Annotated in this window: 17 protein-coding genes and 1 pseudogene; 9 read left to right on the top strand and 9 right to left on the bottom strand. The window is 47.0% G+C overall.

The features are described from left to right. Window positions 1-100 precede the first annotated feature (100 nt). Both argA and AACV32_RS17055 read left to right on the top strand, forming a co-directional pair. Window positions 101-1438, top strand: coding sequence for an amino-acid N-acetyltransferase (argA, locus tag AACV32_RS17060; protein WP_026027647.1), 1338 nt, complete (start codon window positions 101-103; stop codon window positions 1436-1438). A gap of 257 nt (window positions 1439-1695) precedes the next feature. Continuing rightward, entirely contained in the window at window positions 1696-1875 is a 180-nt protein-coding gene (locus AACV32_RS17055) for a hypothetical protein (protein ID WP_013856153.1), read from the top strand. Window positions 1876-1989: 114 nt separating this feature from the next. On the opposite strand, the gene recD is transcribed toward AACV32_RS17055, so the two are convergent. The 4 genes from recD to AACV32_RS17035 all read right to left on the bottom strand — a co-directional run bounded on the left by recD (window position 1990) and on the right by AACV32_RS17035 (window position 12562). After that, window positions 1990-4116, bottom strand: a complete 2127-nt coding sequence (gene recD / locus AACV32_RS17050) for an exodeoxyribonuclease V subunit alpha (RefSeq protein WP_170895505.1) — start codon at window positions 4114-4116, stop codon at window positions 1990-1992. Continuing rightward, on the bottom strand, window positions 4113-7724 hold the full coding sequence (recB, locus tag AACV32_RS17045) for an exodeoxyribonuclease V subunit beta (RefSeq protein WP_170895533.1): 3612 nt from the start codon (window positions 7722-7724) through the stop codon (window positions 4113-4115). Before recB ends, recD begins: the two co-directional genes overlap by 4 nt. 279 nt (window positions 7725-8003) lie before the next feature. Then, window positions 8004-11447: an exodeoxyribonuclease V subunit gamma gene (gene recC, locus AACV32_RS17040; RefSeq protein WP_170895504.1), complete on the bottom strand. Its 3444-nt coding sequence runs from the start codon at window positions 11445-11447 to the stop codon at window positions 8004-8006. Between the two features lie 98 nt (window positions 11448-11545). Beyond that, a complete protein-coding gene (locus AACV32_RS17035; RefSeq protein ID WP_013856149.1) occupies window positions 11546-12562 on the bottom strand; it encodes a TDT family transporter in 1017 nt (338 codons plus the stop codon). 117 nt (window positions 12563-12679) lie between these two features. Here AACV32_RS17035 and AACV32_RS17030 point away from each other — a divergent pair, with 117 nt between their 5' ends. The 3 genes from AACV32_RS17030 (at window position 12680) to dapD (ending at window position 15250) form a co-directional block, all read left to right on the top strand. Beyond that, complete coding sequence (locus tag AACV32_RS17030) at window positions 12680-13573, top strand: LysR family transcriptional regulator (protein ID WP_013856148.1); 894 nt, start codon at window positions 12680-12682, stop codon at window positions 13571-13573. A 97-nt stretch (window positions 13574-13670) separates the two neighbouring features. Next, a complete protein-coding gene (locus AACV32_RS17025; protein ID WP_010318120.1) occupies window positions 13671-13970 on the top strand; it encodes a YebG family protein in 300 nt (99 codons plus the stop codon). Between the two features lie 248 nt (window positions 13971-14218). Next, window positions 14219-15250: a 2,3,4,5-tetrahydropyridine-2,6-dicarboxylate N-succinyltransferase gene (gene dapD, locus AACV32_RS17020; protein WP_013856147.1), complete on the top strand. Its 1032-nt coding sequence runs from the start codon at window positions 14219-14221 to the stop codon at window positions 15248-15250. A gap of 120 nt (window positions 15251-15370) precedes the next feature. On the opposite strand, the gene AACV32_RS17015 is transcribed toward dapD, so the two are convergent. Beyond that, entirely contained in the window at window positions 15371-16555 is a 1185-nt protein-coding gene (locus AACV32_RS17015) for an NnrS family protein (RefSeq protein ID WP_094500451.1), read from the bottom strand. Window positions 16556-16734: 179 nt separating this feature from the next. Beyond that, entirely contained in the window at window positions 16735-17850 is a 1116-nt protein-coding gene (locus AACV32_RS17010) for a GNAT family N-acetyltransferase/peptidase C39 family protein (protein WP_017050433.1), read from the bottom strand. A gap of 70 nt (window positions 17851-17920) precedes the next feature. Between AACV32_RS17010 and AACV32_RS17005 the strand changes: the two genes are divergently transcribed. From AACV32_RS17005 to AACV32_RS16990, 4 genes are all read left to right on the top strand, one after another. Next, window positions 17921-19372, top strand: coding sequence for a RimK family protein (locus AACV32_RS17005; protein WP_017046561.1), 1452 nt, complete (start codon window positions 17921-17923; stop codon window positions 19370-19372). A 66-nt stretch (window positions 19373-19438) separates the two neighbouring features. Then, entirely contained in the window at window positions 19439-20380 is a 942-nt protein-coding gene (locus AACV32_RS17000) for a zinc transporter ZntB (protein ID WP_170895503.1), read from the top strand. A 10-nt stretch (window positions 20381-20390) separates the two neighbouring features. After that, on the top strand, window positions 20391-20942 hold the full coding sequence (locus AACV32_RS16995; protein WP_170895532.1) for a gamma-glutamylcyclotransferase family protein: 552 nt from the start codon (window positions 20391-20393) through the stop codon (window positions 20940-20942). Between the two features lie 156 nt (window positions 20943-21098). Then, window positions 21099-22097: a substrate-binding domain-containing protein gene (locus AACV32_RS16990; protein WP_026027964.1), complete on the top strand. Its 999-nt coding sequence runs from the start codon at window positions 21099-21101 to the stop codon at window positions 22095-22097. Between the two features lie 69 nt (window positions 22098-22166). Here the strand turns inward: AACV32_RS16990 and galM are convergent, their stop codons facing one another. The 3 genes and pseudogenes from galM to AACV32_RS16975 all read right to left on the bottom strand — a co-directional run bounded on the left by galM (window position 22167) and on the right by AACV32_RS16975 (window position 25625). Further along, window positions 22167-23201 (bottom strand): galactose-1-epimerase, encoded by a 1035-nt coding sequence (gene galM, locus AACV32_RS16985; RefSeq protein WP_249339511.1) that lies wholly within the window; start codon window positions 23199-23201, stop codon window positions 22167-22169. A gap of 33 nt (window positions 23202-23234) precedes the next feature. Further along, a pseudogene (gene galK / locus AACV32_RS16980) lies at window positions 23235-24383 on the bottom strand (galactokinase); the annotation flags it as partial. A 189-nt stretch (window positions 24384-24572) separates the two neighbouring features. Beyond that, window positions 24573-25625: a UDP-glucose--hexose-1-phosphate uridylyltransferase gene (locus tag AACV32_RS16975; protein ID WP_170895501.1), complete on the bottom strand. Its 1053-nt coding sequence runs from the start codon at window positions 25623-25625 to the stop codon at window positions 24573-24575. Window positions 25626-25678 lie beyond the last annotated feature (53 nt).

Below are 25678 nucleotides of genomic sequence, written 5' to 3'. Positions count from 1 at the left end.
TCGGCGATTGAATAATTGCACCAAACTCAAAAAACCACTTGCCGACACGTGAATAAAAAGTCATTATTTGAACATATTTAAACACCAAGGTGCTCTCAGAGTGAAAATTCGCAGTACAGCTCTCGTTAAAGGATTTAGACAATCTGCTCCCTATGTTAACGCTCACCGTGGTAAAACCATGGTGATCATGCTCGGCGGTGAAGCGATTGCCGATAAAAATTTCGCTAATATCATCAGCGATCTCGCACTGCTGCATAGCCTTGGTGTCAAAATTGTTTTGGTGCACGGTGCTCGCCCACAAATCAATCAAATTCTGGCGACACATCATTGCTCCACTCCTTATCACAAAGGCATTCGGGTCACTGATGAGGAAGCGCTCAGCTTAGTCATGCAAGCCGCGGGGCAGCTCCAACTCGCTATCACAGCACGCCTTTCAATGAGCTTAAATAACACACCAATGGCTGGTACTCAGCTCAATATCGTTAGTGGCAATTTTGTTATCTCTCAACCATTAGGTATAGATGATGGTGTCGATTATTGCCACAGTGGCCGCATTCGCCGTATTGATATTGAAGGCATCAACCGTATGCTTGACCAAGGTTCGATCGTGCTACTGGGGCCCATTGCGAGTTCCGTCACTGGCGAATGTTTTAATTTGCTCTCTGAAGAAGTAGCCACACAAGTCGCAATACGCCTAAAAGCAGATAAGCTGATCGGTTTTTGCTCAGAGCAAGGAATTATCGATGAGCAAGGCAACGCGATTGCTGAACTGTTTCCATCTGATGTTGAACGGATAATGCAGCGTATTGAAGCAGATACCGACCAAGTTCAGGATAATAGCTCAGGTACCTCACGCTTTCTGCGTGCCGCCGTTTCAGCGTGCCGTGCAGGTGTGCCACGTAGTCACTTAGTCAGTTACAAACAAGATGGTGCTTTGATCCAAGAGTTGTTCTCTTTTGACGGGATCGGTACTCAGATTGTCATGGCAAGTGCCGAACAAGTCCGTCAGGCACAGATCGATGATATCGGCGGAATTTTCGATTTAATCCGCCCGTTAGAAGAACAAGGAATATTAGTACGGCGTTCACGTGAGCAGTTAGAGCAAGAGATCCACAAATTCACGATTATTGATAAAGATGGCTTATTGATTGGTTGCGCCGCGCTTTACCCTTACCCAGAAGAGGGCATGGCAGAAATGGCGTGTGTCGCTATTCACCAGGAGTATCGGGACGGCAACCGCGGTTTATTGTTACTCAATCACATGAAGCAACAAGCAAAATCGATGCGTTTAGATCGCCTCTTTGTTTTGACAACGCACAGTTTACATTGGTTTAGAGAGCAAGGTTTTTATGAAGTCGGTGTGGAATCGTTACCGATAACTAAACAGAGTTTGTACAACTATCAACGCCGTTCAAAAATTTTAGTCCTGACGCTCTAACGTCAGGATATTGTATTTATTCGTTAAGTTATGGTGAATAGTTTATCTTTGATCAAGTGCAAACGTTTTCATTATTTTGTATACAAAATAAGCGCTTTATTTAACTTAATATTATGTGTAGAATCCGCCAACATCATTAATGATGTACATTTAATGAACAACACAGGAACTTGGCTTTATACCGATTGGTCAGATACCAGTAGGTCGGCTTGCACGGATTGCTTTTACTACGACACGTACTTAAGAGCAAAAATTCTATGAAAACTGTTATTTGTAACTCACTTCAAAGCTTTTGGGATATGGCTGATAACCAATTCCTTGAAGGCCAACATGTGCATTGCGTATTTCCCGTTAACGACAAGCTACGAGTCTTTATACTCAGCTCGCAAGATCGTTATAAAATCAGAAACATCTCTTTTACTCATGCTTTCGCATAGCAACACACCAAATCATTAATTGAGCTTCCCCCAAACAACGGAATGAATTCAATATACCATGTAAACTTCAAACTGTGTGGGGACTGCTCAAACTCGTTTATCCTAGTTGCTGATTTACACTAGTCTCTTGTCTAATCTCGTAACTAAGCCGCTGGCTCGCTGCGTTTTTATCTTGAGCCCTCGTTTCATCGTTCCCATGTCAGCAAAAAGCATCAGCTGCTTCTTGGCGCGCGTAATGCCAGTATAGATAAGCTCTCTGGTCAATATCGGGCTAAAATCAGGCGGTAAAATCATCAGCGTTAGATCAAACTCACTGCCTTGTGATTTATGGATGGTCATCGCATAGGCTGTTTCGTGCTCTGGTACGCGGCTTGGTAAAATGGCTTTCACGCTACCATCTGGCAGCTCAAAATACACTTTCAAACGCGGTTCTTGCTCGCTCGTATCAAGCATGCATATGCCGATATCACCATTATACAAACCCAGCCCATGATCATTACGCGCCACCATCACGGGTCGGCCGTGATACCAAATCTCATCTTGAGTCTTAATCAACTTACGTGCGACCAGCGCACGTTCAATACGTTGATTCAAACCACTTACCCCAAAATCCCCTTCACGAATAGCGCAAAGCAAACGGCATTGATTAAAGCAATCCAATACAGCTTTGGCTTTTTGAGCTTGAGTTTCCGAAGCATAAGCACCAGAACTCTCGATGCGCGTGAGATAACGACCATACTCCTTGACTAAGGTTTTCAGCATTAGGTTATAGCTTTCACTACTGAGTGAGTGGTGCGTAATATCAGCATAATTACGTTTTAATACCTCATCCACCATAGCCACTTGCCCAGCATTAATCGCTTTCGCTAATTGACCAATGCCTGATCGGACATCAAAGCGGTAGCTTTTTTGCAGCATGCATAAGCTATCTGAAATCGGGGTTGCGTTAGGGTGTGAATGAGCAATCAGTGTTTGATAGCCTGTTAACTTAGCTAGGTACTCGCTGTGCGCTCGGCTGTAGCCTAAGGTTAAAAATGAACAAATGTCCCCCAGCACAGCGCCCGCTTCGACTGACGCGAGTTGGTCTTTATCACCCAGTAAAATCAAGCGCGCGTGTTTGGGTAATGCCTCGATTAACTTGACCATCATCGGTAAATCGACCATCGATGCTTCATCAACCACCAATATATCCAAATGCAGCGGGTTACGCTGATGGTGACGAAACTCAACACTGTTAGGTATGACGCCCAATAAACGGTGAAGTGTGCTCGACTCGGTGGGAATCGCCGCTTTCAACGCCGGCTCAACCGCCAGTTCAGCCACCGCTTTACCGATCGATTCCGTTAAACGTGCCGCAGCTTTACCCGTTGGTGCCACCAATTTAATGGTGGGCGTCTCACCTTGCTGTTGGGCTTGGGTAATCAAAGCGGCTAGTAATTTGGTAACCGTGGTGGTTTTACCGGTTCCCGGCCCGCCAGAAATCACGGCAAAGCGGCGTGTCAGTGCCACTGCCGCTGCGACTTTTTGCCAGTTGATGCAAACGCTTTGCGGGATCAGCGTCTCTAATGCCTCGAGTTCTTTCGCCGTACGCGCTTGGCTAATGACTTGATCAATCTCATTCCAATCAAGTTCATCGGCGTTGACCACATCCAGAAAATCACACACTTGTTGCTGGCGTGCTGATGCATTGGCTGTCTCTGGCAATTGGCGAAGCGCATGGAGCAGAAAGTGGTATTGACGCGCAAACAGTGTATCGAGCAGCAATTTTAGCTTTTGGACATCAGTAGGCTTTAGGCTCATGGGCGTCCCAAAGCTGATTAAACGCTGTGCTAAGGTAACTTCATAATGCCAGTAACGGTGTAGATATAAACGTTGCCCATCAAACATTAAAGGCACCGCTTCCCCTTGTTGTCCGACTAAGTCTGAACGGTTGAGTAGCCAAGGCCAATCAATCGCCAATAGGTGCTGATTGACCGCCAATGCAGCCTCACCAAACAAGCCTAACTTAGCTGCGAGGTCGACACCCTGCGCCGTTGAAGCGTCCACTAAAGGTAAGCAGATATGTCCCTTGGCCAATTCAGCACTGACCACCGCGGCAATAAATCCGAGCGCTTGGCTATGTTCAGCGCCAAGTTGCTGCTGGCTTTTTTGTTCGATAAAACGCGCGAATTGGTAATCTAACTGACGCATAGCGCCTTTTTCCGCTAACTGCTTAAGCGTTGTCATTAGCGTACTGCTCATAAATCTAACTCCATTTGCCCTGCATCGGTCGCGCGAGTATCTACGGTTTCTCCATCAATCAATCTGTCCATCTCATCAAGCAGTTCAAAACTCGGTTTGGTTGAGAAAATCCCATGCTCAGACTCGCCATCCATGCCGCGTAAAAAGAGATAATAGACTCCGCCAAAATGGCGATGGTAGTCATAGTTTGCTAGACGACTGCGTAAGAATCGATGCAGCGCCAATGCGTAGAGTTGATATTGTAAATCATAGCGATGCTCTGCCATCGCCGCTTTCAAACGCTCGCCATGATAGGCGCTAACATCATCCCCCAAATGATTCGACTTCCAGTCCAGCACGTAATACTTTCCTTGATGCTCAAACAGCAAATCAATAAAGCCCTTCAGCATGCCCTGCACAGTGTAAAAACCAAGATCTCCAGCTTTAGCCGACAGTGGATCATGGCGTTGAATGACACGGTTCAATGCAGGAGCGCTCAGTACTTCTATCGGTAATAGAAATTCCATTTCAACCAAGCGCTGAGTGGCGGTTTTTTGGTTCAAACGCAACGTTTTGCCATCTAAAGGTGTCTGTAACACAGTATCGACCAGCGTTTGTAATACTGGTAACCATTCAATATCGATTTGTTCTCGCACCAGTAAATCAAGTATCACTTTTTGGTTAGCATCGCTGCTAGCAGGCTCAGTAAACTCTACCTCTTCAAAGAGAGAATGCAAAAAAGTACCGGGCGTTGCACCGCGTGGAAAAGTGAAAATGGAACGTTCTGGCTCAACCAGTAAAGCTTCCGCTTGCTCATCAGCAGAGTCGATATCAAAGCCTGAGACTTCTAAACTCGCGTCGTGGCTAGCGTGTTTCACACCTTGTTTTACCAACCCAGAATAGCTGGTCATTCGCCAAAAACGGTCAATCTGCGCTTGCAGTGTTTTGGTACTCAATACCGGCGTATCGACGCTCAACGCTTTAAACGGCTCTGGTTGCTCGGCTGGTGGCTCAGAAACACGAATGTATTGATTGGATTGAGCGTGCAACGCAGCGTTAAGATCGGCAATACCTGCGGCTTGACCATTTTGCAGCAGATAGCCAATGGCACTTAAATGCACACCGGTTGGCTCTTTGGTGGAGCGGCCATTACGCAGCGGCGCAATGCCGATAAAACAGCCATACACAGCACGAGTCAGCGCTACATAAATCAAGCGCAGATCTTCCGCAAGCCGCTCTTTATCTGCTTGCTTGAGAGAAGCTTCACTGGCGGTAATATCCAGCACAGTTTCCTCATTCACGGCATCATGATATTTGCCTTCACTTGCCTCGCGATAGCTGACCACAAACGGCAGAAACACTAAGTCGTATTCCAAACCTTTCGATTTGTGAATAGTGACGATCTGCACTAGGTTGCGTTCGGATTCCAAACGTTGAATTTGATCATCACGGCCCCCTAGGCCATGCTCGGCGTCACTGATAGCTTGTGCCAGCCAACGCAGTAAACCGTGATCGCTATCAATCTCTTGTCGCGCTTGCTGTAGTAGCTCACCGATGTGCATAAAATCGGTCAGTGAGCGCTCACCTTGCGGCTCTTCCAACCAACGTTCAGCGATGTGACGTTTGCTCATCACACTGCGCAACATAGGAAGCACGCCGCGCTCAAGCCACAATTGGCGATACTGTTTAAATTCGTTAACCGCGTTTTCCCATACCGATTCGTCGTTGTTTAAATCATCCAAGCTGGCAGCATCTAAAGCGAAAAGTGGTGAGGCCAAACAAGCCCGCAAGGCGCGATCATGTTCAGGAGTCAGTACTGCTTGCAATAGACGCTGTACATCTTGTGCTACCTCGCTGCTAAAAACACTATCGCGGTTCGAGAGATAAACACTAGCAATGCCTTGCGTGGCGAGCGCCTCTTTCACCATACGACCTTCATTACCCGTCCGTACTAAGACCGCGATGTCACCGGCTTGCACGCTCTTTTGCCCTTTAGCAGTATCAAAGTACGCTTGTTGATGCTGCGCGGCGCTCAAAATACTCTGAATTTGGCTGGCGCACGCTTTGGCCATGCATTGCAGGTATTCGCCTTTTGGCAACGGGCTGTCTTGCGTTTCTTGCAGCCAATAGGTGAGCGCTGCTTGCACGGTTCCGTTAAGCCACCATTGACGCTGCTGCGCATTTGGGCTGGCTTCAACGGGTAAAAAGGGAATGTCTTGGTCGTAGATAAAAGCACTATCAGGCGTACTAAAAATCTGATTGACGGCATTGACCATATTCGCGCTAGAACGCCAGTTGGTCCCCAAGGTGTAGTGTGCGCCCACCTGTTTACGCGCTTTGATGTAGGTAAAAATGTCTGCACCACGAAACGCGTAAATCGCTTGTTTTGGGTCGCCAATCATAAACAAACCGCATTCAGCCTTAGGCAGATAAATGCGGCTAAAAATACTGTATTGCAGCGGATCGGTATCTTGGAATTCATCGATCATCGCAACGGGGTAAAGGCTGCGAATCCGCTCAGTCAGTATGCCCAGCTCATCATTATCTATCGCGGCAGAAAGCTGAGTGAGCAAATCATCAAACGATAACCACTGCTTTTGTGCTTTCGCTTTGGCAAGCATGGCTCGGCAATGAGTAATAGCGTGCGCCAGCAGCGGCGCTTCTAAGCTGATGGGTTGTTGCAAAAAGAGCTCAATGGTCGTGAACAGCGCATGTTGCGGGGGTTGACCTTTTTTCGACTTAGCCTCCAACGCGCTTTGTGCAAACTCTTGTAATTCGCTCGGTAGGTTCAATTCATGCTGTGGGTTGTTCGCCCACAACGCTAACCCTTCTAGCCGTTTCAGCAACGCTTTCTTGGTTGCTGCATGCAAATCTGAAGCTTCAATGCATGGCGGTAAATCATCGCATGAATCAAGCCACTGCTTTTTTAGCGACTCTATGCGTGACAGACACGATTGATAAAGCGCACTTAAATCGCCACTCATCGCTTCAACAGAGAGCGTTAGCGCCGAGCCAGTTAAATAGCCACTGATTTTTTCAAGCAGCGCCGCTGGTGATGACCATAAACGGCGCACTTCCGCAGCAAGCTGAATCGACAACGGATAGAACTGACGACGCCAATAATCCGCGACCACTTGCGCTTTTAGATGACTTTCATCGGTCACAAATTCGTTATTAAAACGGCTGCCCGATTCAAACGCATTTTGGGTGAGCATACGCTGGCAAAAGCCGTGAATGGTATAGACTGCCGCTTCATCCATCTGCCGTTCCGCTTGCAGTAATATTTGCGCCGCTTGCTTGTGATGACTGGTTTGATCAAGTAGCGGTTTGATAACAGGGTCATCACTGAAACCGCGCGAAAAAGCGATACGCGCCTCATGAATGCGCCGCCGAATACGGTCGCGAAGCTCAGCAGTGGCAGCTTCAGTAAAGGTAACCACTAGAATTTGATCGACCGTCAGTGGCACTTGATGACGTGACTTTGCATCACCATGCCCAAGTAACAGGCGTAAATACAAACCTGCAATGGTGAAGGTTTTACCTGTGCCCGCCGACGCTTCGATAAGCCTTGCACCGTGCAGCGGGAACGTAAGGGTATTTAATGGTGTTGTGACCGTAGCCGGGGTCATACTCATAAACAGTTAGCCTTTGAATACGCAAGCGAATGTGATCGCGCTTGAATAATGGTATGAATAATCAAAATAAGTTTATAAATTAAGACGTTGTGAGATCTTTCTCACGGTTCGCCAAACGGGCAGCCTTTACTATCCGCGCCACGTGTTTCGTAAATCTCACGATGATGCGAACCAACCAAATCATGGTCCCTCTGACCTGTGGCCGTACAGAAAACGCCCTACACAATAATGATTGACTGGCGGCCACTCTACTTTCCAAGCAGTTATCCATCGCTAAACATCCTGCGCCACTTGAACCCACAATCGTGGCCTTTGCATCACCAACGTGGCCAATAAACGCACCTGCTCAGCTAAGGCTTCATTCCACTGCGGCCAAATACGCGCGATGTAAACATTGCTTCCTTCACCGTGGCTCATGTAACTTTCATTAAAGCTATCGGCCATTTTCTTGAGCGATTTATCGCGATCATCAACCCATTGACCACGGCTGAAGCCAGCTTCCACACAGGCTAACGCGGTTTTTGGAAAGTAAGCGAGCGGCGCTGTCATACCTTGATAAAACAAACCCACCAGTTCTGCGAGCAACGCTTTGGCTTGTTCGGTATCGGGCATGGGCGGATAAATAAAATGCTGCACACCTTCTTTACGATCGTAGCCCATCAAATGAGTAGGTTGACTTTCGCCCATCGCCGCTAGTGAGAGATGATCAATCCACGCAGCTAAATAGTCCTGCGCGCGAATCGAACCACTGCGGTAGCGCACTAAACCGGATTGATAGCGCTTAGTCAGCCACCCCGTCAGTTGTACGTTTTTGCCTTCACCAAACAATTCAAATCGCAGATCGATCTCTTGGTCATCAAGTGGCGAATGGCATAAGAAAGCGATTCTTTGCGCCAATTCTTGTGCTTGCACGCGATTAGTTTCAAATTCCAAGGATCCAAAAGCACCAATCGGTAACTTTCCTTGCGCGCGCTGCTGGTCGATGAATCTCTCAAGGGCATGCGGTGAATTGGGTTGATCAAGCAGCAACTCTAGCAGTTCATCGCGTAACTGGTAGCTCTCTAAGCCATTTAAGACAAAAGGTTCATCATCTTCCATTACCGGTAACGGAGGCTCGAACGTCACTTTAAGGCGACGGTTAAAGAAATATTGCACAGGCAAACGCCAAAACCGTTGCAGCTCAACCAGATCTAAACTGACAGGAAAGATCGCCCCTTGTAAATAATCGCTCAGGGCGAGATTAAACTCACCACTGGCTCGCCCTTGCCGACTGGCGGCAGGTAGCCACTCTTTGGCATAGCTACCGGTTTTACTCAAAAAAGCATTAGGGCTAAAAGGCACCATGGCGTGAGTGGTCGTTAAAGCACAGGCTAAATTTTTGGCCGATTGATCGCTGCCAAGCGCTTCATCCCCGACCAAACAGTAATTTTGTTGGCAATACTCTAAAAGCTCAGAGACCAACACCGAAGGAACGCGTTCGGTATTATCTTGAATTGAGCGTCCAACGTAGCTGATGTACAAGGTTTGCTGCGCCGAGAGCATCGCTTCTAAGAACAAATAGCGGTCATCATCACGCCGCGAGCGATCGCCAGCGCGGGTGCGACCGTTCATCAAATCAAACCCTTCGGCTGGCATAGTGCGCGGGTAAACGCCATCGTTCATTCCTAGTAAACAAACGGTTTTAAAAGGGATGGAACGCATTGGCATTAAAGTACAGAAATTGACTTGTCCCGCCAGAAAACGCTGGCTGATGCGCGTACCTGACAATTTGTTTTGCAAATATTGAGTAATAATACTTGGCGCAAGTGCTTGCTCATAATCGGCCTCGGCCAGTTGATCTTTTAACTGCGACAAGGTGTCGCGAATCGACTTGAGTGCGAGCTCCCCTTCCAGCTCAACCTTGAAAAAAGCGCCAAGCATCTCACCGAGCAAGCGGCGCCACTCGTCCACGCTTTGGGTTTGCGCTAACTGCTCGCGGTAATGGCTCACTTGCTGAATAAAGTGCGCTAATTTACCCGCCAACTCAGCGTTCATGCCTTGCACTTCATTATAAGGCGCGAGCGTCACTTCGCCTTGCGTAAATAAACCTGCTGAGGCAGGCATGGCATAACCAAGTAACATGCGCTCAATCCCGAATTGCCAAGTATTTTGCTCGGTCTGCGGCAACTCAAATTGTTGCGCGGTGCTAGCATTAAGCCCCCAGCGAATGCCTGACTCTTCTACCCACAATTTAGCTTGCGCAAAGTCTTGCTCATTAAGCTCAAATTTTGCCATCATCGCAGGAGTTTCAAGCAGCTCTAATAACTCTGACGCTAGGCAGCGAGAATCGGGTAAATGCACTAATTGCATAAATGCCGCTAAGATCGGGCTCTCTTGATCTGCCGTACGGTCTGAAATGGAGTAAGGAATAAAGCGCTCACCCGGCGCGTTACCAAATACTGCCGCAATGGCTGGGCTGTAAGCATTGATGTCCGCCACCATCACAATAATATCGCGCGGTTTCAGTTCAGGGTCAGCATCAAACATTGCCAACAATTGATCGTGCAACACTTCCACTTCTCGCATCGGGCTATGGCAAGCATGAAGAGTGAGCGATGGATCATCCAAAGCAATCACTTGTTTGTGGTCGCTACTGTCCAGTTGACTATCATCTCGATGCTCTTGCAAATGTAAGATGTCGGCCTGCAACTGATGCAATAAGTTATCGCGTGGCAGATCAATAAAAAATTCGTGCTCTTCATTTTCCGTTTGGGAGAGTAAAAAAAGATTATCGCGCCCAAGTTTCCCCATCGAGGCTAATAACTCATTGCCAACCGCAGCTTCGGTATGCAATTCATCCACGAGGTTAGCTTCAATGTCACCTTTAAGCGGCGAGCGTTGCCCTTCAAACTGAATCTCATCACCTTGTAAGGCGAACGTTTTACGTTGCTGACTGTGCAGTCTGGCGAGCGTTTTTCTATCTCGAAGATCGCCCCAATAATGCTGACAAGGGTTGGTAAACATCAAGTGAACATCAATCTGCTCGCCCAACGCTTTGAGTGCATCCATATAACGAGGCGGCAGTGATGAAATACCGAAAATAAACAAACGTTTGGGCAGTTTGGTTAAATCAACCGAGCCACGCGCAAGCTGATCAATAAAACTTTGATAGAGATTGGCACGATGGTAGTGCGACTGGCCTTGATCTAGCGTGTATTGATATAAGGCTTGCCATAATATCGGCTGCCATGGGTGCTCATCACCAATCTCGCTCACATCATCGCCCGCCTCCCACTTGGCAATCCAATCGGGGCGGTAGACTAAATAACCATCAAAAATATCGGCAATTTTCTCGGCCAACTGATAGAGCTTGGAATGGTCATCATCCTGTTCAAGATAACGCTGCAGAGGAGCAAAGGGGTCGAGCGTGAGCAAGGTTGGCAACAGATGCATCAGTTTCCACGTCATCGCTTCTTTGTTAAAAGCGCTGCGCTTAGGTACATCAGGTAGCACTTTAGTGAACATGTCCCAGATAAAGGTCGCCGGTAGAGGAAACTCAAGGTTCGCCGCCACACCGAGCTCTTTCGCTAAGGCCATTTTGAGCCATTGCGACATCCCCGGGCTTTGCACCAAGATCTGCTCTTTCTCAAAGGGGTTGGCTAACGGTGCACTTTTGATCAAATGCACGAGTAGGATCTTTAAGGTATCGACTTTATTAGAATGGTAGACAGTAAACAAAATACACTCACGCTTTCCTTGTCACAATAAGGACTGAGATTAGCATAAGTGCATTCTATACTTGAGAATTTTATGTTTTGAATTGCCTAAACTGCAGGCTATTTCATTTCACAGTTCAATGCGTGTTCATCTTGCTCTTCTAGCTCATTCATGCTGCTGAGTAGCACGCGATGAGGTTGATAGAAATTTAAGTAACGAATAGCAACATAACCCACCACAATAGTTGCCACAATCAACTCTAACCCAGCCAACCAATGCACTTGCTGTACATACTCAGCACTCACCCCAACGGTTTCCATCCAATGTGTGAGTTTAAATAGCGCCGTTGCACCAATCACCATTGGGAAGGTAAACGCTGCGTAGCCTGGGCTAAAAGGCAAACGTAATAATTTAAAGAAAGCTAAGTAGATAATCGTTGTCATTAACACGGCAATACCAAATAAAATGCCGATGATCACTGGCGATGGGTTAGCCGTGACAGTTAAGTAACCAGCCAATGAGAGGCTCGCTGGTGCCGCCAAAATAGCCATGGTTGGTTTTGCTGCATCTGGAACTTCATGCGTGAACATGAAACGGTAAATCATCATCGGCAGCATCACCGCATAAGCGACTAAACCGAACATCATGGTTGCATTTGCGATTGGTGCAAGTGCTGGGTTTCCAGAAAACGCCACGTCGGCCACAATAATACCCACAGGTGGAACGAACCAACTTGGCACCATGTGGTGAAGTTCAAAAGACTGCGCACGATGGTACAAAAAACTAACCAAGAAGATGATGTGTAAACCCACAGCAAATAGCCATAACGCATCACCAGCCATTGGGTAAAAATGGCCTAATGAATTGGAAACCACCATTGTGCCCATCGCAAAAGTAGGCACAACACTGCCCACGACCGGATGAGCGAGATCTTGGCGTAATAAGTGGCCATGAAAGAGAAATTTAAACGCAAGAACCACCAGCAACACGCTGGCAATAACGGCCCCACTTAATTGGCCATAACCTTGTAATGGTGCAAAGTTTTCCCAACTCCAACCCAAGCTTGCGATGCCTAGAGCTAAACCCGCCATAGGGGTTGGCGCACCCATAACTTTCGCTTTTGCTGCTCGAATCATATTGACCTCTCATCAGAACTAACAAAGTAGTTGTTCAATGTCGCTATCATACGCTTGCCTTTTGTTCTGATATATCTAAATATATAGAACACACGTTCAGATTAATTAAACAAAATTATGGCTGCCAATATTTCTCTTAAGCAATTGAAAGTATTCACTTCGATTACGCAACACAAAACCTTGACCCAAGCTGCAGAGGCGCTGTTTTTGTCAAAAGCGGCCGTGAGCATGTCACTGTCTGAACTGGAAAAACAGCTTGGGCATGCGCTGTTCGATAGGGTCAATAACCGTTTAATCCTCAATCAAGAGGGACAAAAACTGTTGCCGCTCGCCGATGAACTGCTAAGCCGTGCGAGCAACATCAACCAACTGTTTGACAGTGAGCAAACCCTCGCAGGCCAATTGCGCATTGGTACCAGTGATACGATTGGCAACCATGTTGCGCCTTATCTACTCAGTCAATTTCGCCAGCAAACCCAACACATCTCGCAAAGTTTGTTTATTTCCAACTCGGCGCTGATTTGCCAAAAGTTGGTCGATTACGAACTGGATCTTGCGTTGATTGAAGGAAAAACACTGCACCCAGAGCTGATTTCAACGCCTTTTTCACACGATGAAATGTGTATTATTTGCGCACCCGAACATCCGCTCACAATGATAAATCAGCTCACCCTCAATGATTTCGAACAGAGCCAATGGGTATTGCGCGAAGCGGGTTCTGGCTCGCGAGAGTTTTTCTTACGGGCTATCGCACCACGACTTGAGCAGTGGCATGAAGCCTTTGAATTGAATACCACTGAAGCCTTAATCAACAGTGTTTCGGCAGGGTTAGGTTTGGGTTGTTTATCCACCCTTGCTGCGCATTCAGCACTGCAAGATGGCCGGGTTAAAAGACTCGATGTTCCTCTGGACATGAAACGTCGTTTCTGGCTATTGGTGCATAAAGAAAAATACCAAAGCCCACTGCTCAAACACTTTATTGAATTTTGTTATCAATGGAACAAAGAGTAGCCATCCACCTCTCACTTTTTCCTGCTCACCTAGACTTCATGGTTTAAAAACTGTATAAACAGCCAGTAGAATTAATGACTAAGTTAGAGGATTAACCATGGCTGTAATCGTCAAGTACGTGGTGGAACGCAACGGAGAAGAAAAGATGACTTTTACCTCTAAAGCAGACGCTGACGCTTATGACAAAATGCTCGATATGGCAGATGAGCTTTTCGAACTGTTAGGGAAAAGTGAGTTGCTAGAAGATGAAGCCAAGCAAGAAGCTTTGGCGATGTTCTTAGCTCAAAACAAAGAAGAAGTGCTTTACGCACTTGGCGCAAAGCGCAAGCCTGCACCGGCTAAGCCTAAAAAAGCCAAAGCGGTAAAAGACGAAGCACCAGAAGAAGATGCAGCTTAAGGCGATTAAACGCTTAACTTAAGATAATAGAACGTGAAAAGACCGCTGCTTCGTCAGCGGTTTTATATTTCTGTCTAAAGAAATATATCGCTAAAAAGACAAAAGGTATCGTTTTACGGACTTTCTCCTCTTTTGCCCTTTCCTCCCCCTGCCTCACTCTTTATGATGCTTGATAAATCGAGTGCGCCGCAATGATGCTCAACCTACGCTGGCGAGCGCATCAATAGTGACAACATGGAGATATCAAAATGGCTTACTTTGCACTTGCCTTTGGCACGGCAACCAAAAACCGTGATGGAAAAATTATTGAAGCGTTTTTTCCAGCGCCAATTCTCAACCCAAGTGACGCACTAGTAAGCGAGCTTGCTCAAGTCTCTGGTTATGGCGAAGGCAACCAGTATATCGACATCTCAACTGAGCAAAGCGCCCAACTCGCCGCGATATTTGCTCGACATGATCAGGCTAACAATGCCAGTTTTGCCGATAAGGCCGCTAACGCCTCACAACCACTGGTGCTGGTTATTTTAGCTTCCGACCAACAGCCTCAATCGGTCGCTGAAGGTTTTTTGAAGCTACAACTGATTTCACACCGTTTAGTGAAACCACACGGTACTGTGCTTGATGGTATTTTTGGCCTGCTGCACAACATCGCATGGACCAATGAAGGCCCTATCGACCTACCTGAACTAGCGGATCGTCAAATTGAAGCTCGCCTTGCAGGCCGTGCTTTAACGGTAGATTGTGTCGATAAATTCCCGAAAATGGTTGATTACATTGTCCCAGCGGGCATCCGTATTGCGGATACCTCGCGCGTTCGCCTTGGCGCGCACGTGGGCGAAGGTACCACTGTGATGCATGAAGGTTTTATCAACTTCAACGCTGGTACAACAGGCGTGAGCATGGTTGAAGGGCGTATTTCTGCTGGTGTAGTTGTTGGTAATGGATCGGACATCGGCGGTGGCGCTTCTATCATGGGTACGCTTTCTGGCGGCGGTAAGGTCGTGGTCTCTATCGGTGAAAACTCACTGCTTGGCGCAAATGCAGGCTTAGGTTTCCCACTCGGCGATCGCTGCACGATAGAATCAGGTTTATATGTAACTGCTGGTACTAAAGTGCGTATGCTCGATAACCAAGGCCAAGAAGTGGAGATCGTTAAAGCACGTGATTTAGCTGGTGTATCGGATCTACTTTTCCGTCGCAACTCGATCACAGGTCAAATTGAGTGTTTAGCCAATAAATCAGCCGTTGAACTGAACAGCATGCTGCACAGCCATAACTGATCCAGTTTTTCTGATAAAACGGCTTGGCGATGTGCCAAGCCTTTTTCTTTTGCGCGCTTTCTACTGCTAGGCTACTTTCTACTTTTTTATTTTGCTACTTCCACGTTACGAGCCAAACCGTTATCCCGGGTGGCCATCGACTCTCGGCGTAAGTAACATCGTGCCGAATTTCCACACAAACAGAGTAAAAGCCAATATCCAGAGTGCGGCACTGATATTCACCATCAAAAAGAGTTGTGCTGGAAAAAACGCTACACCGAGGCTGCGTACCAATGCCGACATCATCAAAGCCGCAAACGCAATACTCATTTTAGGCCCTTGATAAATCGCCCTGCCGGTATGCCCCATGGTCACGCGTGCAATCATCGACAAAATCAAGCCTGAGATGGCTCCAATAGCAAAGAGATGGATCAGGTTATGAGTGACATATACATCATCAATCAACCCGCGCAGTAATAAGCTCAAAGGAATGCAGGCATACGCAGCGTGCAGCGACCAAACCAGAGGCTCACTCAATGTTAGCCATGGTTTCCAACGCATCCAACGTACCCACTGCGCTAATCCAGCCAGTAACATGATAGGCTGACCAATCTGCACCATCGTCAGCGGGAAGAAACTCAAAATAAACAAGGCCGCAATGGGTGCATTGGCTAACCAATCGAGCCATACCCATGGCTGTGCTTTTTCAAAGTTAAAACGCCTTGCGCTGAAGAAAGGGATCACGCGTGCTCCCATGACCGATAGCAACAATGTGAACCACCACAACATCGCCTGCCATACCGCCGCCGAGCTAAAGGGCGGCATTCCTTTGATGGTGGCATAACTCGCAAAGTTCGCGCCGATCGCTAAAAGAAACAGCGGTACAAAAAAGAGATTTTTCCAGCCTTTCGCTTGCACTACTCGGCGGCCAATTTCATAGGCCGAAGCCGCCAAAAAAAGCGCTTCGACAGAAGAGATGACCCACAAAGGTGTCGGCGTCCACAATAAGATTCGAGGCGCTAGCCACAAGGCGACTAACACGGCTAAGCGATAATGTTTCGTGCCATTAATGCCAGTCCAGTTCTGTACGGCAGTCAATAGAAAACCGACCACAATTGCCATAGCAAAACCAAACAGCATTTCATGTACATGCCACCACAGCGCAGGAACTTGCAATGCCGATGGCTGACCGGTTTGAAACATCCAGACCCATAACGTCACCGCTAAAACGGCATATACGCTACCAAGTAGGAAAAAGGGACGAAAACCAAGGCGCAACCAAGCGGGTATGCGTTGTTCTACTTTTATATCGGTAATATTGAGCACTGTGACCTCTTACGGCGGTGGTGGATATAATGACAGACGACCAACACCATACGCATAATTCAAGCCAATAAAAACGCCCAATAAAAACAATAAAATAAGAAATATCACTCAAAAAAAGAGTCATAACAACTCAATAAAAAACAGTCATTATGACTCAATGAATTCACTTAAACTCTATCCTAACCCGTAGTTACACGCATGGCACTGCTGTTCGAGCTAATCACCACACAAGCCGTCTGTTTTTGTTTACCAAAACCAATGATTTGTGACAGCGCTTTTTTGCCGACCGGAATGAAGGCCGAAGCCATCGCATCCGCTTCTGTTTCTGCATGTGGATCGTGAATGAAGAAGAATTTATCGCTCATACCACTGAGTACGATCCAATGCGGCTCTTTCTTACCATCGAAACGATAAGTGCTGATGAGTAGCAGCACACATGCCCCTTCCGTCACCCACGCTTCCAGTTGCTCTTGACTCGGTGGTGCATCAATCATCGCCACATCCTGATGAGTAAGCTGCTCACAAAAATCAAGATGAACCAATTCGATAACTTGTTTTTTATTGGCATCTCGCACGCTATCAATAAAAGGCGTGCTTTTGGATTGGCTCCACAGCTCCACATGATAACCGCGTCGACTAGCAGCCAATGCCAACCCTTGGCCGCTGCACCCACCGTGCCCTGCCGCCATAAAAATCGTTGTCGCTTCTCGCCACAGTTGCAGCTCAGCGGTGCGACTCGGCTCAAACGATTTAGACAAGCAAGAAAAGCTCATCAGCAAGCATGCCGCACCGCAAGTAAATGGCGTAGTCTGAACATAAAGTGGCATTGGCAATTGCACCTTAGGCCCTTGTGGCGACAAGCGTTTTTGCATCCGGCGTCCATTACACAAATCATCGTAATAATGGATAAGAAATTTCAGGGTTTTATAGCCCATTTTTTCATATAAATTTATCGCTGCCGTATTGTCTTCACGCACTTCTAATCGTAATGTAGTGGCACCTTGATCAAGAGCAGCACGCTCGCATTGCTCGACCAAATTTTGAGCAATCCTCCGGCCTCTGAAATCAGGTTTTACGGCAATCGAATACAACCTTGATAGCTGTGTACCTTGATGAAATAGTAGCAATGCATATCCAGCCAGCTCTGTGCCGGTATCGGCCACAAACAACACCGCTTGGTTGGAATGTAAAAAACGCTTCATTTGACGTGGAGAGATTTTATCTCCGTCAAACAGCTGTTGTTCTAACGCATTAAGAGCAGTGAGATCAGCACTTTTCGCAAGACGAAAGTCCATACGACGTCCTTAAGTGGTTGGCAAGATTGCGGCTCAATATTATTCCTATTGATTAAGGAAAAGAATAGCAATGGCAAACCTTTTGATCGTGACCGACCAGTCCAGTGACTGGCAACAATATTTCCCCTCAGAGCAAGTGGTAAGTGTAGACCAATACCTCAACAGTAATGGCACCCATACTCATCGCAGTCTGCAAGTGGTCAACCTGTGTCGCGATTATGGCTACATGAGCAGCGGCTATTACTGCTCGCTGATGGCAGAGGCACGCGGCCACCGCGTTATCCCTCGAGTGATGGCGATCAACGACATCAATCAACCCTTTTTACTCTCTTCTGGCTTATTGAAACTCAATAAGCTGTGCGCCCAAACCGATTTTATACAGTGCAAAATTTATTTTGGCCGCACCGCAGAAAAAGGCTTGGATAAACTGGCTCGCCGTCTGTTTGAACAGTTTATGGTGCCCGTTATTGAGTTGGAAATGAACCGCGTTCAAGGGCAGTGGCAAATCAGCAAAATTGGTCCTTTCCCATTCCAAGATTTGAACGACCAAGAGCAAGATTTCTTCGTCGAATCATTAGAGCTGTTTTCAACCAAAGTTTGGCGTAAACCAAAGCAAGAGAAAAAATACCGTTACGATATTGCCATGCTAGTGGACGAAGAAGAGAAAATGCCACCTTCTGATCCCTCAGCATTAAAACGTTTTCGCCGCGCCGCAAACCGTTTAGGGGTTAACCTAGAAACCATTTCACCGGATGACTTATCGCGTTTGGGTGAATTTGATGGCTTGTTTATTCGCGCCACCACGAACATCAGTAATTACACTTACCGCTTTGCAAAAACGGCTGAGAAAATGGGCTTAGTGGTGATGGATGATTCTGAATCGATCATGAAATGCACCAATAAAGTGTTCTTAACTGAGTTGTTGCAACGCAATAAAGTGCCTGCGCCAAAAGGCGTGATTTTGCAAAGTTTTGATGAGCAATGGAAAAGCAATGTCATGCAGGAATTGAGCTTTCCCATGGTATTAAAAATTCCAGATGGCGCATTTTCACGTGGCGTGGTCAAAGTACGCGACGAGCAAGAGCTGGAACGCGAAGCCGGCGCACTGTTTGAAAAAAGTGCTCTGATTTTGGCACAAGCCTTCATGCCAACTGACTTTGACTGGCGCATCGGTGTAATGAACCGCCAAGCCATCTTCGCCTGCAAATACATGATGAGCCGCGGCCACTGGCAAATTTATCAACACCACAACAGTGGCCGAGTCTCTTCTGGCGGCTTTGAAACCTTGGATTTAAAACAAGTACCTAAAAACGTGGTTGATGTTGCCTTAAAAGCGTCAAACCTTATCGGCAGTGGCCTGTACGGCGTTGACTTGAAAGAGATTGATGGCCAAGTTTATGTAATTGAAGTGAATGATAACCCTAGTATTGATCACCAAGTTGAGGATGCGTTTTTAGGCGATCTTCTTTACGATAGGATCATGACTGAGTTTCTGCGCCGTATTCAAATGCGCGGCTTCTGATCTCAATTGGTATAATCTACTGCTCCTCAATGCTGAGTCATTGAGGAGCAAGTGATAAGGATATTCATGGAATTTTTGATCGACCAGTGGCATTTTTCTGCATCCGCTCCGCAGCAAAAACTCAATAGTGCTTCACTGATTGAAGCTGGGAATTGGTATCACTGCCAACGCGATATTCACGGTTTAAAAGAGTGGTTGCTGCAGTATCAGATCCCCACTTCAATTGTCGACAGCCTCTTAGCAGAGGACACTCGCCCACTGTTTGAGCAATACGATGATGATAACTTTTTACTGATTTTGCGTGGCGTCAACATGAACGACAACGCCAACCCGGAAGATATGTTGAGCGTACGCATTCTCTATTTCAATGGCGCGCTGTTTTCAACCCGAAAAATCCCGTCAAAAGCCGTCAATGTAATCCGTGACCTACTGCAGGCCGGGCAAGGCCCGCAAACTCTTTCAGATGTACTCGTGCAGATCATTGATGGTTTAAACAAAAACATCGATAACTACTTAAACAGCATTGAAGCGAAAATCACCCAATACGATAACGAAATTGAACTCAGTGACGAGCTGATGCAGACGCATAAAGCGCTGCTCAAAATCAAACGTTTTATCAAACCTCAGCAATACGCCATCGATGATTTCAGTGATTCCCAAGTCTCGCTGGCAAATGATAAAAACTTGCGTCTGCGCCACAGCGTTAACACCATCACGCGCATTAATGAAACCCTCGATTTTTACCTTGGTGAGCTCGAACTGATCAAAGGGGAATTACGTCAATATCATGCAGAGAAGATGAACCAAAACACCTATTTATTCTCGGTGATTGCGGCGATCTTTCTACCAACAAGCTTTTTAACTGGCTTACTTGGGGTTAATGTCGGCGGTATTCCCGGCACTGAATCCCCCGTTGCTTTTGCTCTCTTTTGCATCGCACTGGTTGGTATTTTTGGTTTAGAGTTTTGGATTTTGCATCGGTTACGTTTTTTCAATAAGGAGTCGTAATTCACTGATGATGTATATTTTTGGTTATGGCAGCTTGATCAACTCCGCTTCTCGCCAGTTAACAGGGCAAACAGGAAGAGCGATTCCCGTGGTCGCGCATGGTTTAGTTCGTTACTGGGGAAAAATTGATGAGAGCTACATATTGTCACCTTTGGTGGTGAATGAAGGACAAGGGCAAGTCAACGGCGTACTGCTGGAGATCGATGAAACCGCTTTGGCAGAATTTGACCGTCGAGAACGTGGTTATGAGCGAGTCCCCCTCAACACCAATCAAATCGAGAGTAATGACGCTTTTAACCTCCAATGGCCGATTTGGGTTTATGTCAAAGAGGCACCAGAGCCTCCCTGCGAGCGAAGCCCTATTGTACAAACCTATGTCGATACCGTGCTGGCTGGTTGTTTAGAGTTTTCAGAAACCTTTGCGCGCCATTTTGTTGAGCACACGGTTGGCTGGCAACATCCGCTGATTAACGATCGCCTCGCGCCGAAATACGGTAATTTAGCAGGGGTAAAACCCTGTCATCATGCGATCATTGATAAGCTGATTGCTACGGTCCGTTAGCGCATTAGCTTTTATTCCAATTTTAAACGTTTACATTAATTAGAAGCCTTGATTTACCTGTATAGAAAGTCGTAATTATCACATTGATTGCATTGTTCGTTTGCCTTATTTACACCACCATTGTTAAATACAGCGAGCAATAGCAAGAGGTGTAATATGGCTACCATAAAAGATGTAGCTCGCGAAGCCGGTGTGTCAGTGGCAACGGTTTCACGAGTCATCAATAAATCCCCTAAAGCGAGTAAAACATCGATTGAAGCGGTCACCGCCGCAATGAGTTTACTTGGCTATCGGCCTAACGCCGCCGCACGAGCTTTAGTCAGCCAAAGTACCGACACCATAGGTGTGCTAGTCAGTGACGTTTCCGATCCTTTTTTTGGCATGCTCGTGAAAGCGGTCGATAATGTGGCTCATGACAATGGCAAGCATCTGTTGATTGGCAATGGTTATCACCGTGCTGAAGAAGAGCGCCAAGCGATTGAACTGTTGATCAACAGCCGTTGTGACGCTTTGGTGATTCACTCGAAAGGTTTATCGGATCAAGAATTGATCGACTACGCCGCCGAAGTGAAATCGATGGTATTGATCAACCGTCATATCCCGCAACTGGCTAACCGCTGCATCTCATTGGATAACTACAAAGGTGCTTATTTGGCGACTGAGTTTTTGATCCGCCACGGTCATAAAAAAATCGCTTGTATTGGCTCTTCTCATTCGATTGAAGACGCTACAGATCGCGTAGCTGGTTATCAAGCCGCGTTGAAAGATCACGGTATTGAGATCGCTCCTAATTACATCGAGTTGGCCGAACCACACAGCGAAGGTGGCGAGCAAGCGATGACTCACTTGCTGATCCGTTCGATCGACATGACTGCCGTGGTCGCCTACAACGACAATATGGCAGCGGGCGCGTTAAATGTGCTTGAGGAGAATGGTGTAAAAAGCCCTGAGCAAATTTCAGTGATCGGCTTTGATGATGCGTTGATCGCACGCTACATTCGCCCAAGGCTGACCACCATCCGCTACCCAATCGAGATGATGGCTGAAAAAGCCGCTAAACTGGCACTCCAATTAGCCCGTGGCGAAACGATAGAAAAAGAACCGATGATTTTCTCACCGACTTTGGTGCGTCGAGATTCGGTAGAAAAAATCTGACGCACTCAGGTTACACTTTCACTCGCCACTTTGGGCATCAATACTCAACATCTAAGCGACGCACCCACCTTAAACGTCAAATTGGTAAATGGTAGTATGAGTATATTCTTGCCCTGGCAGAGTAATACAGCTGGGTTGCTGCCATTCGGCATGATTGGGAGCATCCGGCAAGTATTGAGTTTCTAATGCGACCCCCGCATAGCCTTGATAAACCCCACCTCGCCGATTGGGCGTCCCCGATAGCCAGTTTCCACTATAAAGTTGTATGGCTGGCTTAGTCGTAAATACGCTCATGGTTACCTTTGCATCTGGTGACTTCAGTTGCGCGGCGCACACGGTTAAATCAGTTTTGTCGGGCAATAAATAACTGTGGTCATACCCTTTGCTTGCTTGTTGCTGCTCATCTTTGAGTAAGTCACGACCTATTGATTTTGCAACGCGAAAATCAAAGCCCGTGTCGATGACAGATTTTGGCCCTGACAATGGGATTCCATGTGGATCTGTGGGTAAAAATTGATCGGCTTTTATAAAGAGTGAATGATCTAAAATCGTATGATCACTCTCTGCGCCTAGCAAATTAAAATAGGCGTGGTTGGTTAAATTAAGCGGCGTTGGTTTATCTGTGGTCGCTAAATAGCGGAGGATCAATTGATTCTGATCGTTCAGTTCATAGCTCACGGCAATGTCAACATTACCGGGAAAACCTTGGTCACCATCCGATGAATGGATTGAAAACGTCACTTGTTGAGCACTTTTGTGAGCAATAGTCCAACGACGCTGATCTAACCCTTCAAGACCGCCATGCAAACTATTTCCAGCTTGGTTGGTCGTCACTTGATAGCGTTGATCATTTAATTCAAATTGGCCTTTAGCGATCCGGTTGGCATAACGTCCCACAGTGACGCCCATATAGCTTTGTTGTTTCTGGAAGTCGCTCATGGTGGAAACACCCAGCAGAACTTCTCTGCGTTCCCCATCCTTAAGCGCCAACTCACAACTGAGCCATGTTGCACCAATATCCATTAATACTACGCGGCTACCAATGCGGTTAGTCAAACTGACAAGTTGTGCCGGGCGGCCATCATAGGCTACTTGCTGAGTCATAGTGTGAACAAGTGAAGATGTGCAGCAAGCCGCCACTAGACCAGCGCCCTCTTTTGCTTGGCAGACGTAAATCGACGCTTTGAGGCCAGTCGCCACTTCATATTTCTCATCGACAGCCGCTTTCACTGCATCAACCAATGTCGGTGGGACAAGTGCCACAATACAGCCACCAAAGCCGCCCCCAGTCATACGCACACCGCCTTGGTCACCAATCACCTCTTTGATGATATCAACCAAGGTATCAATCTCTTTGACCGTAATTTCAAAATCATCACGCATCGATGCGTGCGATTGAGCCATCAGCTCGCCCATGCGCTTCATGTCGTGGGCTCGCAGCGCTTGGGCCGCTTCAACAGTACGGTCATTTTCAGTAATGATGTGACGAGCACGTTTAGCCACCAACTCATCAAGCTCAGAAACTTTTTGGTTAAACTGTTCAATGCTTACATCACGCAGCGCTTTGACGCCAAAAATACGCGCAGCCTCTTCACACTGCTGACGGCGGGTGTTGTATTCGCTATCCACCAAGCCGCGTTTTTTATTGGAGTTGACGATCACGACTGCCATCTCTTCTGGCATTGAAACCGCTTGTGTTTCTAGGCTACGGCAATCTAAAAGTAGCGCGTGGTTTTCACGACCTTGCGCCGAAATCATTTGATCCATAATACCGCAATTACAGCCGACAAATTCGTTCTCGGCCTGTTGACCATTTAGTGCAATTTCCGCTTGAGAAATATCCAGTTGATAAAGTTCTTTAAAGGTTTGACCGATCACGACCTCAAGCGCAGCCGAAGAGCTAAGCCCCGCTCCCTGTGGAACATTACCGCTGACAGTAATATCCGCCCCAGTAAACGAGTACCCACGCGCAAGCAAACATTTCACCACGCCGCGAATGTAGTTCGCCCACATTTTGTCTTGTTGGAAAGTAATCTCTTGGGTGAGGTCAAACTCATCAAGTGCATTGCCATAATCAACAGATACGATGCGGACTAAATTATCTTCACGCTTGGCAGCCGCTACCACGGTTTGATAGTTAATTGCGCAGGGGAGCACAAAACCGTCGTTATAGTCGGTGTGCTCACCAATCAAATTTACACGGCCTGGCGCTTGGATGATATGACTAGGCGCGTAGCCCAACACTTGCTCAAAAGACGCTCTCACATTTTGGATTAAATCAAACATTTGCATTCCTAAACTCATAAACTGGTTTTCATTTCTCATTAACCACTTAGCGCTATGAAAAAAACTTTGTTAAGCCCAAGTCGTTGGAGGTGCAGCGAGGTGATAAGTAAATTCAGCCAATGAACATAGATTACCTATGTTCTTAGGGTGCGTTTACGCAGCAACAAGGCTACAACTGCACAGATGACGTTACTGCTCTTTGTAGTGAACATCACTTAGCTCGCGCAGACGCTGCGCCGCTTGTTCTGCGGTTAAATCTCGTTGGCTTTCAGCCAACATTTCATAACCCACCATAAACTTACGAATCGAGGCACTGCGCAGCAGCGGTGGGTAGAACAGTGCATGCAGTTGCCAATGGTCAATGTTCGTACCCTCTTCAAAGAAAGGCGCGTAATGCCAGCCCATAGAATAAGGGAAAGAACATTGGAACAGGTTGTCGTAACGGCTGGTCAGTTTTTTAATCGCAACGGCGAGATCGTCACGTTGCGCATCACTCAACTCACTCATGCGACGGATATGCGTTTTTGGCAGCAACATGGTTTCAAATGGCCATGCAGCCCAGTAAGGCACAACAGCCACCCAATGCTCTGTTTCCAGCACAATGCGTGAGCCATCTTTCAGCTCAGCTTGCACATAATCCACCAGCAGGTTACTACCCTGTTGTCGGTAATACGCTTTTAGGTTGTGCTCCTTGCGTTCAATTTCATTGGGTAAGAAGCTATTAGCCCAAATTTGGCCGTGTGGGTGAGGCTGGGAACAACCCATGGTTTCGCCTTTGTTCTCAAATGCTTGCACCCAAACGTACTCTTTACCTAACTCTTCGATTTGATCGTTCCACGTATCAATCACGCTGCGAATGTTGCCCACGGGTAACTCTGGCAGAGTTTTACTGTGATCTGGAGAGAAACAAATCACTCGGCTCAAACCACGCACACCTTGAGTTTTGAATAGAGGGCTATCGGACTCCGATGCATCTGGCGAATCTACCATCAGTGCTGCGAAGTCGTTGTTGAATACGTACGTACCTTGGTAGTCTGGGTTGACATCACCAGAAATACGCTCGTTTGTCGGACAAAGAAAACACTTCTGATCATAACTTGGCAGTTCATCTACCGCTGGCTTTTCATCAGCCCCACTCCAAGGGCGTTTAGCGCGATGTGGTGAGACTAAAATCCACTGCCCCGAGAGTGGGTTGTAGCGACGATGTGGATGATCCACTGGGTTAAATTCAACATTCGACATATTGCTTACTCAATTATGCTATTTGATAGTCCGACGCGTCACGCCGGATAAAA

Source organism: Vibrio sp. B7, from assembly GCF_963888765.1.
GTDB lineage: Bacteria > Pseudomonadota > Gammaproteobacteria > Enterobacterales > Vibrionaceae > Vibrio > Vibrio anguillarum.
The sequence above is the reverse complement of the archived record's forward strand: the minus strand, read 5'-3'. Positions and strand labels throughout refer to the sequence as shown.